This is a genomic window from Citreicoccus inhibens (assembly GCF_019039035.1).
Classification (GTDB): domain Bacteria; phylum Myxococcota; class Myxococcia; order Myxococcales; family Myxococcaceae; genus Citreicoccus; species Citreicoccus inhibens.
This window is the reverse complement of record NZ_JAHNZT010000002.1, coordinates 224,368-239,579: the sequence shown is the minus strand read 5'-3', so window position 1 is coordinate 239,579 and position 15,212 is coordinate 224,368. Positions and strand designations below refer to the sequence as shown.

The 15,212-nt window shown below is 71.5% G+C and carries 10 protein-coding genes; 3 read left to right on the top strand and 7 right to left on the bottom strand.

Going from position 1 to position 15,212, the window contains the following annotated elements; translation table 11 throughout:
• Positions 1–46: 46 nt before the first annotated feature.
• The gene (locus KRR26_RS03565; RefSeq protein ID WP_120204001.1) at positions 47–901 is read right to left on the bottom strand and encodes an urease accessory protein UreD; all 855 of its coding nucleotides are present in this window, start codon (positions 899–901) and stop codon (positions 47–49) included.
• A gap of 19 nt (positions 902–920) precedes the next feature.
• Positions 921–1,847, bottom strand: a complete 927-nt coding sequence (locus KRR26_RS03560; RefSeq protein ID WP_120204189.1) for a LysR family transcriptional regulator — start codon at positions 1,845–1,847, stop codon at positions 921–923.
• 149 nt (positions 1,848–1,996) lie between these two features.
• Here KRR26_RS03560 and KRR26_RS03555 point away from each other — a divergent pair, with 149 nt between their 5' ends.
• The gene (locus KRR26_RS03555; protein ID WP_217079119.1) at positions 1,997–3,367 is read left to right on the top strand and encodes a hypothetical protein; all 1,371 of its coding nucleotides are present in this window, start codon (positions 1,997–1,999) and stop codon (positions 3,365–3,367) included.
• Positions 3,368–3,377: 10 nt separating this feature from the next.
• Here KRR26_RS03555 and KRR26_RS03550 read toward each other — a convergent pair whose 3' ends face one another.
• The 5 genes from KRR26_RS03550 to mutS form a co-directional block, all read right to left on the bottom strand.
• Entirely contained in the window at positions 3,378–5,066 is a 1,689-nt protein-coding gene (locus KRR26_RS03550; protein WP_217079118.1) for a hybrid sensor histidine kinase/response regulator, read from the bottom strand.
• Between the two features lie 18 nt (positions 5,067–5,084).
• Complete coding sequence (locus KRR26_RS03545) at positions 5,085–6,254, bottom strand: FIST signal transduction protein (protein WP_217079117.1); 1,170 nt, start codon at positions 6,252–6,254, stop codon at positions 5,085–5,087.
• A gap of 170 nt (positions 6,255–6,424) precedes the next feature.
• Positions 6,425–8,236: an N-acetylmuramoyl-L-alanine amidase gene (locus KRR26_RS03540; protein WP_217079116.1), complete on the bottom strand. Its 1,812-nt coding sequence runs from the start codon at positions 8,234–8,236 to the stop codon at positions 6,425–6,427.
• A gap of 84 nt (positions 8,237–8,320) precedes the next feature.
• Positions 8,321–9,091, bottom strand: coding sequence for a DUF3592 domain-containing protein (locus KRR26_RS03535; RefSeq protein WP_217079115.1), 771 nt, complete (start codon positions 9,089–9,091; stop codon positions 8,321–8,323).
• Positions 9,092–9,106: 15 nt separating this feature from the next.
• Positions 9,107–11,890: a DNA mismatch repair protein MutS gene (mutS, locus tag KRR26_RS03530; protein ID WP_217079114.1), complete on the bottom strand. Its 2,784-nt coding sequence runs from the start codon at positions 11,888–11,890 to the stop codon at positions 9,107–9,109.
• 150 nt (positions 11,891–12,040) lie between these two features.
• Between mutS and nhaA the strand changes: the two genes are divergently transcribed.
• Both nhaA and KRR26_RS03520 read left to right on the top strand, forming a co-directional pair.
• A complete protein-coding gene (gene nhaA / locus KRR26_RS03525; RefSeq protein WP_120203990.1) occupies positions 12,041–13,408 on the top strand; it encodes a Na+/H+ antiporter NhaA in 1,368 nt (455 codons plus the stop codon).
• Positions 13,405–15,090, top strand: coding sequence for an ABC1 kinase family protein (locus KRR26_RS03520; RefSeq protein ID WP_120203988.1), 1,686 nt, complete (start codon positions 13,405–13,407; stop codon positions 15,088–15,090). The genes nhaA and KRR26_RS03520 overlap by 4 nt, the downstream gene beginning before the upstream one ends.
• The last annotated feature ends 122 nt before the right edge of the window (positions 15,091–15,212 follow it).

The window sequence follows — 15,212 nt, the reverse complement described above, 5'->3', positions numbered from 1 at the left end:
GGCGCGCTACCCTAGTTCCGCGCCCGAGCGGCCACCAGCACGGCGCTCAGACGCGCCGCGCCCAGGGGTCATCCCCCAGACCCTCGGGCAGGAAGTCCAGCCACGCGCGCACCGCGCCCTGAAGCGCCTCCACCGACACCGCCGCCGCGCGCAGCAGCAGGCCCGCATCTCCCAGCGGGCTCGCCGAGCGAACGAGGCCGGCGCGAGGCGTCACGCGCGTCTCCGCGAAGTCTCGCGCCAGCCGTGCCCGCGCGGCCTCGGTCGCGGGCCCCACCAACACCACCGTCGCGAGCGCCTCGAAGCGCCCCATCCGCTCCGCCACCGGGCCATGCGCGGGGTCCAATAGCCAACACTCATCCAGGAGCGCGCGGTCCTCCACGACGACGCGCACGGTGGAGGACTGGCGCGCGAAGGCCCACCGCTCGCCCTGCGCGCTGCGGCCCGAGGTGAGCACCTCCGTCAGCACGAGCGACGCGGACCGCGCCATCCGCACCTCCGTGAGCTGGGCGTAGCGCGCGCCCGCGAAGCACGCGGTGGGGTCGGGCACGAGCGCGAGCAAGGCATCCTCCGCCACCCGTGCTCGCACCTGGCTCCCACAACCGGACGGCGAGCGGTACACGCGATTGGCGCCCTGACTGGCCAGGAGCGCCGTGGCACCGGGCCCCACCTCCAGGTCCAGGCGCAGCGAGTCCCCGTCCACCAAGCCGCCGCCGAGCGTGCTGCTGTAGACCCACGCGGCGTGGCCATGGTTGCGGGGCGTGAGCAGCCGCAACGGACTGTGCGCCAGCGCGGTGCGCACGATGGTGCGCGCACCCCCGCGCTCGAAAACCAGGCGCGCCGTGCCCGCGCGTCCTGCCGCGCGCGGGGGGCCTGACTCCACGTCCTCGATTCGCCTCGCCATCCGCGCACCTCGCAGGGGTTCAGCTTGCGTCGGCTTCTCTTGCATCCCAGGGCAGCTCGGCGCCGCGCTCCGCCAACAGCGACAGGAACGCGCGCACCTTGAGCGGCAGTTGGCGACTGCTCGGGTAGACCGCGAACACCGGGATGCCCGGCGGCGTCACGTCCTCCAACACCGGCGCGAGCTGCCCCGAGCGCACGTCCTCCGCCACGAGCGACGCGGGCAAGCGCACCACGCCCAGCCCCGCCCGCGCGGCGATCTGCCCGGCGCGCACGCTGGCCACCCGCAGCCGCCCCGTGACGGGCACCGTCCGAGCGCCCTTGCCCTCCCCGAAGAACCACACCTCTTCGGTCCCGGGCTCGGCCAGCACGACGCAGGCGTGGCGGCGCAAGTCGTCCGGCTGGCGCGGCATGCCTTGCCGACGAAGGTACGCGGGGCTGGCGTAGTACCCCGTGCGCAGGCGCCCCAGCCGCCGCGCCACCAGCGATGAATCCGCGAGCGGTCCGGTCCGCAGCGCCAGGTCATATTCCTCGGCGATGAGGTCCACGTGCGCCTGGGCGAGCGACACCTCCACGCGCATCTGCGGCTGACGCACCAGGAACTCCGCGATGAGCGGGGTCAACAGCTCGCCCAGCAGGGACAGCGTCGCCAGCCGCAGCGTCCCTCGCGCCGAGCCGCGCGCCTCGCTCACCGCCCGGTTCACCTCGTGGGCCTCGGCGACGAGCCGCGCGCACTGCAGGTGGTACTCGCGCCCCGCCTCCGTGAGCCGCAGCCGGCGCGTGTTCCGCTCCACCAGCCGGATGCCCAACCGCTCCTCCAACGCCGCCAGCCGCCGGCTCACCGTCGACTTGCGGAGCCCCAGGCGCTCGGCCGCGGCCGTGATTCCGCCCGTGGCCACCACCTCCGTGAAGAGCAGCATGTCATCCAACAACGGCGGTCGTGCGGCCACGCACACACACTACGCACCCCGTCCTTCCCGTGCGAGCACCTCCGACGTGACACTCTCGTTTCACCATCGGCACCGATATTACAGCGAATGTGCACGATGCTGCTCTCTCCTGGAGTACACACCTGGAGTTCACACCCGGAGTCCCGCACATGAAATACCTCGCACTCGCCTCACTCCTTGCCCTCGCCACGCCGGCCTGTTCCGGCACGGACGAGCCGACGCCCCCGCCTCCCGCTCAGGAGACGGGCACGAGCACGGGCGCGGTCACGGTGCCCACCCGGCTGTACGCGGAGCTGGGCGCGCACAACCTGAGCTTCGAGACGCTCGGCACGTTCGAGGACCGCGACGGCGTTCGCGCGCTCGTGCTGCGCGCCACGGCCAACCGCTACGTGAGCAGCGTGCTCAGCTTCGTTCCGGATGACGCCTTCGGCGATGCGCACGTCATCAGCGAGCGCCGCTTCGAGATCGTCCTGCACGAGGGCCACGAGCTGAACAGCGTGCTCTCCGGCCTGCCGCTGTTCATCCTCATCAACACCTTCACGGGCACGCCCACGCAGTACACGGCGCGCATCGAAGTGACGCCGCAGTTCTTCGACTTCCGCGGCGACGACTCCATCTGGGTGGACTCCGCCGTCACGCCCTACTACGTGCACAACGGCACGGATAACCTCGTCTATCGCGGCAGCGCCGGCGTGGTCGCGGACAGCCTCTCGGTCACCGCTCCGGACGGGGCGCCCGCGGTCAGCCGCGTGGCCGCGGACAGCTTCCAGCTCAACTGGTCCTACACGACGCTGCACCAGGCCATCGACCCGCACACCGTGCCGCTCACCTTCACCGCCCCGCTGGCGGGCGGGACGACGGCGTCCAAGACGGCTCGGCTGGTCGCGCGCGTGGTGAGCCTGGCGCTGACCACGGGCGATGCCTACGACGTGTGGCCGGAGCCGGGCTGCGTCCGGCCCGTCTATGACTGCATCCACGCCCAGCCCGCGGGCACCACCGACTTCTCGGTCTGCGGCAAGTACCGCCAGGTCGCCAACTGCCAGTACGTCACCGCGTGCGAGATTCATCCGCTGCCGCAGCTGACGCTGTCGCCCATCGACGGCTCCTCGCTCGAGCCGGCGCGCACGGCCTGGAACGCGGGCTCGAACAATGGCGCGTGGCACTCGCTCAGCGCCATGACGACCTACAGCACCCCGAGCTGCTTCACGGATCCGACTCCCTTCCAAACCATCATGGCGCAGTTGGCGGCGAACCAGGGCGGACCCGATGTCTCGGCCGGAACCTTCACCAACCGCGCGGGCCTGAGCCAGAACGTCTTCTTCAACCAGTCGTACGGCAACGGCGCGGCGCTGCTCTCCGCGCTGGACGCCTTCGCGGGCGGCGGCGAGGTGCAGGCGTGGATCTCCTCGCAGCCCGAGTCGTGCCAGAACTGCCACCAGTTCGGCGCGCAGGCGGTCCTGTACTACCCGGCGAGCCACAAGGTCATCGTGCTGTCCGGGCACTACGGCTACGACTCGTGAGGCTCGCGGCTCACGCGGCCTCGGGCGCACCTTCAATCAGCTCCACCAGCGAGGCCACGCGAATGGGCTTCACCAGGTGGTGCTCGAAGCCCGCGTCCCGCGTGAGCGCGCGGTCCGCCTCCTGGCCGTAGCCGGTCGCGGCGATGAGGCGCAGGCGCGGGAGGTCCTCGCGCCCTCGGAGGCGTCGGGCCAGCTCGACGCCATCCATCACGGGCAGCCCGATGTCGAGGATGGCGACATCGGGCGCGAAGCGGCCCACGGCCTCCAGGGCCCCCGGTCCATCGTTGCAGCACGCCACCTCGTAGCCGTGCAGGCGCAGGGCCTCCGTGAGGAGCTCCGCCGCGTCCTCGTTGTCGTCGACGACGAGGACGCGGGTGCCCTTGGCCCGCAAGGGCGGCCGTCCCCAGCCGGGTGACGCCTGCGCCGGCTCCTCCACCACGTGGAGCTGCGCGGCGGGCAGATCCACCACGAACTCGCTGCCCATCCCGAGCCCCGCGCTGCGCGCCTCCACGAAGCCCCCGTGCAACGTGACGAGGTTGCTCACGATGCACAGGCCCAGCCCCAAGCCGCCGCGGTCCTTCGAGCGCTCCCCCTGGACGAACAGGTCGAAGATGCGCCGGAGCATCGACGGCTCAATGCCCATGCCGTTGTCGCGCACGCGCACGACGATGCGCGCCCCTTCCCGCGCGGCGGTCAGCGACACCTCTCCGCCCGGCGGCGTGTAGCGCGCGGCGTTGGTGAGGAGGTTGGAGATCACCTGCGCCATGCGACGCTCGTCCGCATCGAGCAACAGTCCGCGCTCGGGCACCTCCAACGTGAGCCGGTGATGGTGTTGCTCCAACAGCGGGCCCGCCATCTCCACCGCTTTGTGCGCCACGACGGACAGCTCGACGCGCGCGCGCTTGAGGACGACCACCCCGCGGGTGATGCGCGAGACATCCAGCAGGTCGTCCACGAGCTGCCCCAGGTGCGCCACCTGCCGCTCGATGACGGAGAGTTCACGCGGCAGCGTCGGTCCACCTCGCAACTTGAGGAGCTGGAGCGCGGTGACGATGGGGGCCAGCGGATTGCGCAGCTCGTGCCCGAGCATGGCGAGGAACTCATCCTTGGCGCGGCTCGCGGACTGCTCGCTCGCCAAGAGCGCCGCGCGCTCCTTCGCCGCCGCGGCGAGCTCCCGGTTCAGGCGATCGGACTCCGACAGCACGGCCTCCAACTCCCATCGCGCCTTGTCCAGCGCGGACGCGAGCGCCGTGGCGTGTCGCGCGACCTCGCGCTCGGCGGTGAGCTGTCGCTGGGTCAGCGCGTTGGCGCTCTCCGCGCGCAGCGCCGTGGCCAGCAGCGGCAGCGCCAGGGCGTCGGGCTCCAAGGGGCGCGGCTCACCGCCGAGCAACATGAACAGCAGTCCTTCGGGCAGGCTCCAGGCGTGCGCTCGCGTCAGGCGGTCCGGCGTGGGATAGGCCACGTCGCCCACGTGGGCGCCAGAGGCCCGGCAGCGCTCCAGCAGACAACTCCACGCGGGCCCCCCCGGGAGCGTCTGCGGGAAGCCGGGGGCGGGGACGAACGCCTCCACTTCCTCGTCGAGGATGAACACCAGGCAGTGCTCGGCGCCCAGTTCGCGAGCGAGCTCCGCCGCCGCCTCGGCTCGGGTCTGGGGGACCGCGAGCTGACAGCAGAGCCTGAGCGCCAGCGATGCGGGCATGGTGCGCGAATCCCCGTGCTAGCCAGGCAAGACGCACACCACGGCCGTGCAGTTGTGGAAGCCGTTGAACTGGCCCGGCGCGCGGACAATCTGCCCGTGGGTGTTGCACCCCACGTACTCGGCCGTGCCGAGCTGCGCGGCCAGCGCGCCCAGCTCCTGCCCGAACGCCTCACCCATCCGCAGACGGGACGCGACGCAGTCGAAGAACAGCGCCACCTGGGCCGGATGTCCGCGCAAGGCCTCCAGCGCCTGACGCGTGGCCCACGTGGTCGCCTCGACCGCCGCGTCCACCGTCGTGCGCATCAGGTGAACCTTGGAGCCCACCGGCACCTCGGACGCGAAGAGGATGGAGCCATCCGGCTTCGCCGCCAGCGGAACCCGCAGCAAGTAGTGGCCCGTGGCCGTCTCGATGCCCAGCAGGTTGTGGAGGAAGAACCGGTCGGGGCCGGTGAGGACGAAGCGCTGGCCCGTCTCGTCCGCGTGCTGCTCGAACACCTGGAGCGCGGGCAGCCCGTTGAGGCTGATGAGCCGCCGGCCCTCCGCCGCCGTCACGCGCATCAGCCGTGAGGCCACTCCCCACCCGTGCCCTACCCCCACGCCCACCGGCGCATGCGAGAGCATCTCCAGCCCCACCACCGCATCCGTGAGCACCTCGGAGCCGAAGAAGACCGAGGTCTTCTGGAAGCGCGCGTCATCTCCCGCCGCGCCACCGAAGAACTGGTAGCCGCCCGAGGTGGCCAGGGTGAGCTGACTCACCAGGTCGTCCGTCTCGCCCGACAGCGCGTCCGTGAACAGCAGCGCCGTGCGGTGCGCGTAGGGGCCCTGGGAGAGCCCCCGGAAGGAGGACACCAGCTCCCGTGCCGCACCCGCGCGATTCGCCGCGAGGCCTCGGCCAAGCCCCGCATGGAATGCCATCGCCGAGGAGCGCAGCGCCAGCGCGCACACCCGCCCCGATCCTCGCATCCCCGAGGCGAACTCCCCCGCGGACGACGCGCCAATGAGCGCGCGCGGAGAGAGCGCGTCTTGCAGGGCGCGCAGCAGGACGGGGTGCTCGTACGAGGGCGAGGCGAACACGACGAGCGCATCCGGAGCCCCTCCCGGCAGGGCGTCCTCCAGCCGCTCACACAGCTCACGGGCCGCCTCGGCGGACCCCAACGCGTTCGAGTGAACGACGGCGGATTCAGTCACGGGAGCACCCGTCGGCTGCGGAGCGTGGCGCACGGTCTCGGCTGGGGCCGCTGCGGAGCGCCAGTCAGCGCTCCCCCGTCCATACGCCAAGAAGGGGCTTGCCAACTAGTCCGGTTATCAGTGCCTGTCCGGTTCAGTGCACTCCCACGTCCCCCGGGTGCCCTGGCCCGTCAGTCCACCTTGGCCACGCGGCTGCGGTCGCCGAGGAACTCCTCGACACCGTGGGCGATGGACTGGGCCACGGCCTCCTGGTAGCCGTCCGAGGCGAGGCGATCCTCCTCCTCCGCGTTGGAGATGAAGGCGGTCTCCACCAGGATGGCCGGCATCTTCGCGCCCAGCAGCACGTAGAAGAGGGCCTCCTTGTGGCCCAGGTCCTTGATGCCGCCGTACTTGGGCGCCAGGTTGGACACGAGGCTCTTCTGCACCTGCATGGCCAGCCGCGAGGACTCCTCGGTGTTCGCCTTGGTGGCCAGGTCCGCCAGGATGAACTGGAGGTCGCCGATGCCCTTCTCCGAGGAGGCGTTCTCGCGCGCGGCCAGCCGGATGGAGTAGCGGTCCGCCGACGTGTTCAGCGTGTAGGTCTCGATGCCGCGCAGCTTGCGGCTCACCGCCGAGTTGCAGTGCACCGAGATGAAGAGGTCGCCGTGCTGCTCGTTGGCGAGCTTCGCGCGGTCCTCCAAGCGGATGAAGCGGTCATCGTCACGCGTCAGGAGCACCTCCAGCCCGCGCGAGCGCAGCTCCGCCGCCAGCCGCTTCGAGATGGCCAGCGCCACGTCCTTCTCGCGCGTGCCCTCCTTGCCGATGGAGCCCGGGTCATGACCGCCATGGCCTGGGTCGATGACGACGCGGCGAACCTTCAGGCCCAGCTGCTCCGCCAGCGTCAGCTCGGCGCTCTTGGACTGGCGGGCCACGGCCTTGAGGCGGGCCTGCGCCACGCGCTCGTCCACCGGCGCCGTCACGGGGCGCGGCGGCTCGGACTCGATGATGGGCTCTTTGCGCGCCTCGACCTTGGACGCGACCGCGCGGCTCGACGGCGGCTCGCGGACCGGCTCGGCCTTCGCGACGACGGGCTCGGACTTGGGTGTGGGCTCCGCCTTGGCGATGACCTCGGACTTCGGGGTGGGCGGCTCAGACTTCGCGCCGGGCTCGGCCTTCGCCACGGACGGCTCGGCCTTCGCGGCGGACGGCTCGCTGGCGGGACTGGTGTCCTTGGCCGAGGCCACGGCCGGAGCGGACGGCTCGCGCGACGGACGGGACTCCTTCGCGGGCGCGCTGGACGTCTCCCTCACACCTTCGGTGGAAGGGTCCAAGCGGGGAATCATCGGCGACGGCTCGCGCGCCAGTTTCGTCACGGCCTCCACCAGCGCGGAGCGCCCGGCGACGGGGGCCTCGGCAACGGAGATCTCCGGCGCGGGGCGGGCGGAGGGCGGGGCCTTCGGGGTGGACTTCGCGGGGGTCGGCTTCGGCGGCGGAGGCGGCAACGAGGCGAGCAGCTCGCGCAGCTCCTTGGCCTGATCGCTCTTGGGGTTGGTGGCCAGCGCCTCGGTCAGCACGCGGCGCGCGGCCTCTGGCTTGTCCAGCCGGTTCAGATCGATGCGCGCCAGCGCCAGCGCCGCGTCGTCCGCGAGCCGGTGCTTCGGGTGCGCCTCCAAGAGCTTCGTGTAGTCCGCGATGGCCGACTGGAGGTCCCCATCGACGAAGGAGATGCGGCTGAGCTCCTGGAGCAGCTCGGCGGCGGTGAAGAGCGCATCCGGGGCGCGGTCGCTCTTGGGGTAGCGCGCGGCCACGGCCTCGAAGCGGGCCGTCACGTTGAGCCAGTGGTGGCGCAGCTTCCGCCGCGCGGCGTCGTCCTTCAGCGTGTAGTAGGCCCGGCGCGCCTGCTGATACGCCGCCTCGGCCTCATCGCGCTTGCTGGCCCCGGATGCGCGCGGGGCGAGCAGCAGCAACACGGGCAGCACGAGGTGGGACAGACGCACGGACATGAGGTCCTCCGGACCATGGAGCTACATGCGTGTGTCACACGGCCCCCACAGCCCGGCAAATTTTCGGCCCCCTCGACGTGGCCCTCAGGGCGCCCCTGCCCAGCCCAACGTGCGCGCCAGGTCCTCGTCGATGACGCGGCACCACCCGGGCTGCCGGGGCACCACCGCCGCCAGCACCTTCTCCCCGTTGCGCACCGGCGCGCGCCCCGGCCGAGCCCGCGCGCGGACCGCGTGTTTCACGTCTTGCCGGAAATAGTGCGCGGGGAAGACGACCTCGGCGCGCGTGCGCGGCAGGGGCTCCTCCACGGTGAGCCACACCAGGGCGCCCAGCCGCAGCGGCTCCACCTCCGCGCGCCACAAGCGCCGCAGCTCCCAGCCGAAGACGCCCGCCGCCAGCAGCGCGCCCAAGGCCAGGCCCCACGGCAGCCACCCCACCCGTGACGCCAGGGCCCGAGCAAACCGCGCCTCGCGAGGCCGATCCGGCTGGCGTGGATCCACCAGCAGCGTCACCCGAGCGCCCGGCCCCATCGCCGCGGCGGCGTCCGCGAAGGTCCGCACCCCGGTGATGGAGTGCTCCATCCGCGCGTAGGTGTAGAGGACGTCCAGCGTGCCCTCCGCGCCCTCGCGCTCGGCCGGAGGCGGCGAGTGGCTGCGGGCCACCCGGGCCTCGATCTCCTCGGCCCGCGCCGCGAAGGCCTGCTCCTCCACGAAGTAGCGCCCGGCCCAGCCCACGCCGGCCGCCACCGCGCCCATGAGAACCAGGCCCACCACGACACCACGCGCCAGTCGCCCCACCGCGCCGGGGACCTGGGTCAAACGCACGCGCCGAGGGGCATGGGGGATGGCGAGTCGCATGGGCGACCGGGGAGACTACCCCAGGTCGCGTTGCAGCTTCGCCAGCAGGTTGAGCGCATCCAGCGGCGTCATCCGCTCGATGGCCGCGGCCTGAAGCGCCTCCACCACCTTCTGGTGCATCGGGTTCACCGCGGGAGCCGCCGCCACGGGCGTGGGCTCCGTCCCGAACAGTCCGAGCTGCCCGGTGGCGGCCCCAGCGGGGGGCGCCGCGCGTCGCGCGGGGGGCTGACGAACCGCCACGCGCGGGCGGCCCGCCTCGTCCAGCTCTCCCGACTCCAGGTTCTGGAGCAGCTCCCGGGCGCGCGTCACCACCTCCGGCGGCAGGCCCGCGAGCTTCGCCACCTCGATGCCATAGGAGCGGCTGGCGCCGCCCGCCACCAGCTTGCGCAGGAAGATGACCTTGCCGCCCTGCTCCTTCACCGCGACGCAGAGGTTCTTCACCCGAGGCCGCTCGCGCGCCAGGTCCACCAGCTCGTGGTAGTGCGTGGCGAACAGCGTGCGCGCGCCCACCTTGTCGTGCAGGTGCTCCGCCACCGCCCACGCGATGGAGAGCCCGTCGAACGTGGAGGTGCCGCGCCCAATCTCGTCCAGGATGATGAGGCTGCGGCGGGTGGCGTGATGGAGGATGTGGCTGGTCTCCGTCATCTCCACCATGAAGGTGGACTGGCCGCGCGCCAGATTGTCCGCCGCGCCCACGCGCGTGAAGATTCGGTCGCACAGCCCGATGCGCGCCGCCTTCGCGGGCACGAACGAGCCGGCCTGCGCCATCAGCGCGGTGAGCGCCACCTGCCGCATCACCGTGCTCTTGCCGGCCATGTTCGGACCGGTGATGACCAACAACTGCGCGTCCTCTGGATCCAACCGGATGTCATTGGGGACGAAGGACTCCCCCGCCCCCAACATGCGCTCCACCACGGGGTGGCGCCCACCGGTGATGACCATCCCCTCGGAGGTGTCCACCTCGGGGCGGGCATAGCCGTACTCCGCCGCGCAGCGCGCGAACGACAAGAGCGCGTCCGCCGTGGCCACCGCCTCGGCCGCTGAGCGGATCCGCGGCGCCGCGGCCACCACCTGCGCGCGCAGCTCCTCGAAGAGCTGGAGCTCCAGCACACCCCGCCGCTCCTCGGCGGTGAGCACCTGCTCCTCGTACTCCTTCAGCTCCGGGGTGACGAAGCGCTCGGAGCCCACCGTCGTCTGCTTGCGGAAGTAATCCTCGGGCACCAGGTGCAGGTTCGACTTGGTGACCTCCAGGTAGTAGCCGAACACCTTGTTGAAGCGCACCTTGAGCGAGCCGATGCCGGTGCGCTCCCGCTCGCGCTGCTCGATTTGAAGCAGCACGTCCTTGCCGGAGGTGGACAGGGCGACCAGTTTGTCCAGCTCGGCATGGAAGCCGGGCCGGATGAGGCCCCCGTCCTTCAACGTCACGGGCGGCTCGTCGGCCACCGCGCGCGCGAGCAGCGACGCCAGCTCGGGCAGCGCGCCCAGCGGACCGGAGAGGGACTTCAGCAGTCCGGACTGGCAGCGCGCCAACGCCCCCTCCAGCCGAGGGAGCTGAAGCAGCGACAAGCCCAGGGCCCGCAGGTCGCGCGCGTTGCCCGCGCCCAGCGACAGCCGGCCGCACAGCCGCTCCAGGTCGCCCACCTCCTTGAGGATGCCGGTGAGTTCCTCGCGCCACACGCCGCGCTGGGACAGCTCCTCCACGGAGTCCAACCGCGCGTGGATCTCCGGCAGCGACGACAGCGGCGCCGCCAGCCAGCGGGCCAGCTTGCGCGCCCCGAGCCCCGTCGCCGTCCTGTCCAACACCCCCAGCAGCGAGCCGCGCCGACCTCCATCGCGCAGGCTCTTGAGCACCTCCAGGTTGCCCCGCGAGGACTCGTCCATCAGGAGCTGGCCCGAGCGCTCCACGCGGCTCAGCCGGTCCACGTGCGCGGCCGGCGTCTTCTGCGTGTCCTTCAGGTAGCGCAGCGCGGCGCCCGCGGCGCCCGTCGCCAAGGGCGCTCCGTCCAGGCCGAACGCGGAGAGCGACTGCACGGCGAAGTGCGTGCGCAGGAAGGCGGAGGCGCGCGTGGGCTCGAACGACGCGGCCTCGCCCTCGGCCACCGCGGGCATCCGGGACAGGCGCTGACAGACCTGCGTCACCTCGGGGGACTCGCGCTTGCCTTCCGGCACGAGCAGCTCGCGCGGATCCACGCGTGACAGCCCCTCCACCACCTCGGACAGCGTCGCGGCCTCCAGGGAGAGGAACTCACCGGTGGAGGCCTCCAGCAAGGCGGCGCCGAAGCCCTGGTCGTTCCAGCACAGCGCGGCCAGGAAGTTGCTCGCCTGGGGCTCGAGCACCTCCTCGTCCAGCACCATGCCCGGGGTGATGACGCGGGTGACTTCGCGCCGGACGATGCCCGGCCCGTTGCCCGGGGCCTCCACCTGCTCGCAGACGGCCACCTTGAGGCCGTGCTCCACCAGCCGCGCGATGTAGCGGCGCGCCGAGTGGTACGGCACCCCGCACATGGGCACCTTGTCCGCGCCCTTGGCCCGGGCGGTCAGGGTGATCTGGAGCAGCTCCGAGGCGCGGATCGCGTCCTCGAAGAACATCTCGTAGAAGTCCCCGAGCCGGAAGAAGAGCACGGTGTCGGGGTGGAGCGCCTTGAGCTCCAGGTACTGGCGCATCATCGGGGTGAGCGAGGCGATCTCCCTCGCGCCCGCGGGCTGGTCGCCCGCCGGGTTTCCGACGTCCGAGGTCTCCTCCTCGGAGGGCTCCACCGCTGGTGCCTTCGCTGTCTTCGCCTGCTGCGTCACGGCCATCCTCGCCCTTCTCGCATGCCCCCACCCGTGGATCAACGAACGCGGGCCCTACCCGCCGCGTTCCCATACCACCGCCCGCCGACATTTCGCCGCGCGCCCGTCCGAAAACGGTTCCCCGGGCGCCGCGCACTCGGCAGGCTGGGCGGCTCGATGGCGACGCCCCCCACGACTCCCGCTCCCGAGCCACGGCCCCCGCCGCCCGTGCCCGCCTTGTTCCGGGTGGCGCTCGCCCCCTTGCAGGCCTTCTTCCGCCTGGAGGCGAGCAGCGGCATCCTCCTGGCGCTGTGCGCCCTGGCCGCGCTCGTCTGGGCAAACTCCCCGTGGGCCGCCACGTACACGGCCGTCTTCGACGCGCCGCTCTCCGTGGCGCTCGCCGGCGCCGAGGGCCACTTCACCTTCCGCGAGTTCATCAACGACGGGTTGATGACGGTGTTCTTCTTCCTCGTCGGGATGGAGATCAAACGCGAGCTGTCCTCGGGCGAGCTGCGCACGTTCTCGCGCGCCGTGCTGCCGCTCATCGCCGCGCTGGGCGGAATGATTGTCCCCGCGCTCGTCTACCTCGCCTTCAACGCGGGCACGCCGGCCCAAGGGGGCTGGGCCATCCCCATGGCCACGGACATCGCGTTCGCCATCGGGTGCCTCACGCTGGTGAAGCAGCGGGTGGGCCATGGGCTCGTGGTGTTCCTCACCGCGCTCGCCATCTTCGATGACATCGGCGGCATCCTCGTCATCGCCCTCTTCTATGGCACGGGCCTGCACGCGGTGTGGCTGCTCGCGGCGGCGGGCGTGGTGCTCGTGCTGGTGGGCTTCAACCTCTTCTCCGTCCGCTGGGGCGTGGCCTATGCGCTGGCCGGCGCGGCGCTCTGGTACTGCATGCACCACGGTGGCATCCACGCGACGCTCTCGGGCGTGGTGCTCGGGCTGTGCATTCCCTCACGCCCCACGCGCCGGGGGATGGACGTGCTGCAGGAACTGCAGTCCTATCTCAACACCTGCGTGAGCGAGCCCGAGGACGAGACGCGCCGGGGCGCGCAGATCCTCCACATCGAAGAAGCGCTGGAGGACATCGAGCCCCCGCTCAACCGCTTCGAGCACCTGTGGCACCGCTGGGTCGCGTTCGGGATAGTTCCGCTGTTCGCCCTCGCCAACTCGGGCATCAGCCTGGCGGGCATGGGCCGTGAGGAGCTCTTGTCCCCGCTCACCCTGGGCGTGTTCTTTGGCCTCTTCGTGGGCAAGCAGGTGGGCATCTTCGTGTTCACCTGGGTCGCGGTGAAGCTGGGCGTGTCCAGCCCACCGGGCAACGCGAGCGTGGGCCAGTTGCACGGGGTCTCGGTGGTGGCGGGAATCGGGTTCACGGTGGCCCTGTTCGTGGCGGGCCTCGCCTTCCCGACGCAGCCCGTGCTCTTGACCGAGGCGAAGCTGGGCATCCTCCTGGGCTCGCTCCTGTCGGGGGTGGTGGGCTACGTTCTGCTGCGCTTCGTGACGAAGCCCTCCCGCGCCGTGGCGTCTCCCGAATGATCCTCCAGGACCTCAACCGCGTCCGCCAGATTACCGTCATCGCCGCGCGCCACGGCTTCGGCGAGATGGCGGAGCGCGCCGGGCTGTGGCGGATGCTGGGCCGCAAGGAGAAGGTGGAGGTCTCGCCGGAGGCGCAGCGCGCGTCGACGGCCCGGCGCTTCCGCATGCTGCTGGCGGACCTGGGCCCCACCTTCATCAAGCTGGGACAGGTGCTCTCCACGCGCGCGGACCTGCTGCCCGCCGAGTACGTGGAGGAGCTGTCCACGCTCCAGGACCACGTCGAGCCCATCCCGCTCGCGGAGGTGCACGCGCAGATTCGCGGCTCGCTGGGCAAGGACGCCTCCGAGCTGTTCGCGCAGATTGACCCCACGCCCTTGGCCGCGGCCTCCATCGCGCAGGTGCACCGCGCGGTGACGCTCGAGGGCGAGGAAGTCGTGGTGAAGGTGCAGCGGCCGGGCATCGCCGCGCAGATCGACTCGGACCTGGGCGTGCTGCGCTCGCTGGCGAGGCTGCTCGAGGCGGTGGTGGAGGAGACGGGCGTGTACACGCCCAGCGGCATCGTGGACGAGTTCGACCGCGCCATCCACGAGGAGCTGGACTTCGTCAACGAGGCCACCAACGTCCGCGCGTTCCTGGAGAACCACCGCGAGCGGCCGTACCTGAAGATTCCGCGCGTCTACTCGGAGCTGTCCAGTCGCACGGTGCTCACGCTGGAGTTCATCCGCGGCGTGAAGGTGAACCCGGCGCAGCTCTCGGATGCGGTGCGCAAGCAGCTGGCGCAGAACATCGTGGAGGCGAGCTTCCGGCAGCTCTTCGACGACGGGCTGTTCCATGGCGACCCCCACCCCGGGAACATCCTGCTCATGGAGGACCACCGGCTGGCGCTGCTCGACTTCGGCGTGGTGGGCCGGCTCACGCGCCCCATGCAGGAGACGCTCGTGATGCTGTGCCTCGCGGTGGCGCTGAAGGACAGCGACTCGGTGGCGCGCATCCTCTACCGGGTGGGCGTGCCCGACGCGCGGGCCAACCTGGTGGGCTTCCGCAACGACATTGAAGGCATCCTCGGCCAGCACCTGCCCACCACGCTGGGGCAGGTGGACGCGCGCACGCTGCTGCGCGACCTGTTGGACCTGGCCGTCAAGTACCGCATCCGCATCCCCAAGGAGTACGCGCTGCTGTCGCGCGCCTCCATCTCCACCGAGGGCATGCTGCGGGGCCTCTACCCGGAGCTGAACATCCTGGAGGTCGCGCTCCCCTACGCCAAGGAGCTGCTCGCCGGGCGGTACGACCCCACGCAGCTCCAGGGCGGGCTGATGCGCACGCTCCTGCGCTTCCAATCGCTGGCGCAGGACCTGCCTACGCAGTTGTCGCAAATCCTCCTGGACCTGGAGTCCGGCAAGTTCAGCGTCAACGTGCGCGCCGAGCAGTTCGACAAGCTCAACGAGAACCTGCGCAGCGCGGCCGTCATCGCCTTCCTGGGCCTGTGCGCCTGCGGGTTCATCGTCGGGGCGTTCATCGCCTTCGCGCCCCGCCCGCCCATGTACGGCAATGTCCCCGTCCTGGGCGTGGTGGGCATCGCCTTCGCGGCGGCGCTCTTTGGCGCGGCCATCACCTGGTACCTGTTCGGCGGGCGACTGGGGAAGGTGAGCGTCAGCCGTTGGCTCACCAAGAAACACCGGTAGCCGCCAACCCCCTGAAGCGCGGCGGACCCGGGTGGCTTCGGGTGCGCGTGACACGTGCGTACCGTGCGTGTTCGGGGCTGCGCCGCGCAGGGCGCCGGGCTAGGCTGAAGGCCCCGTTTCCC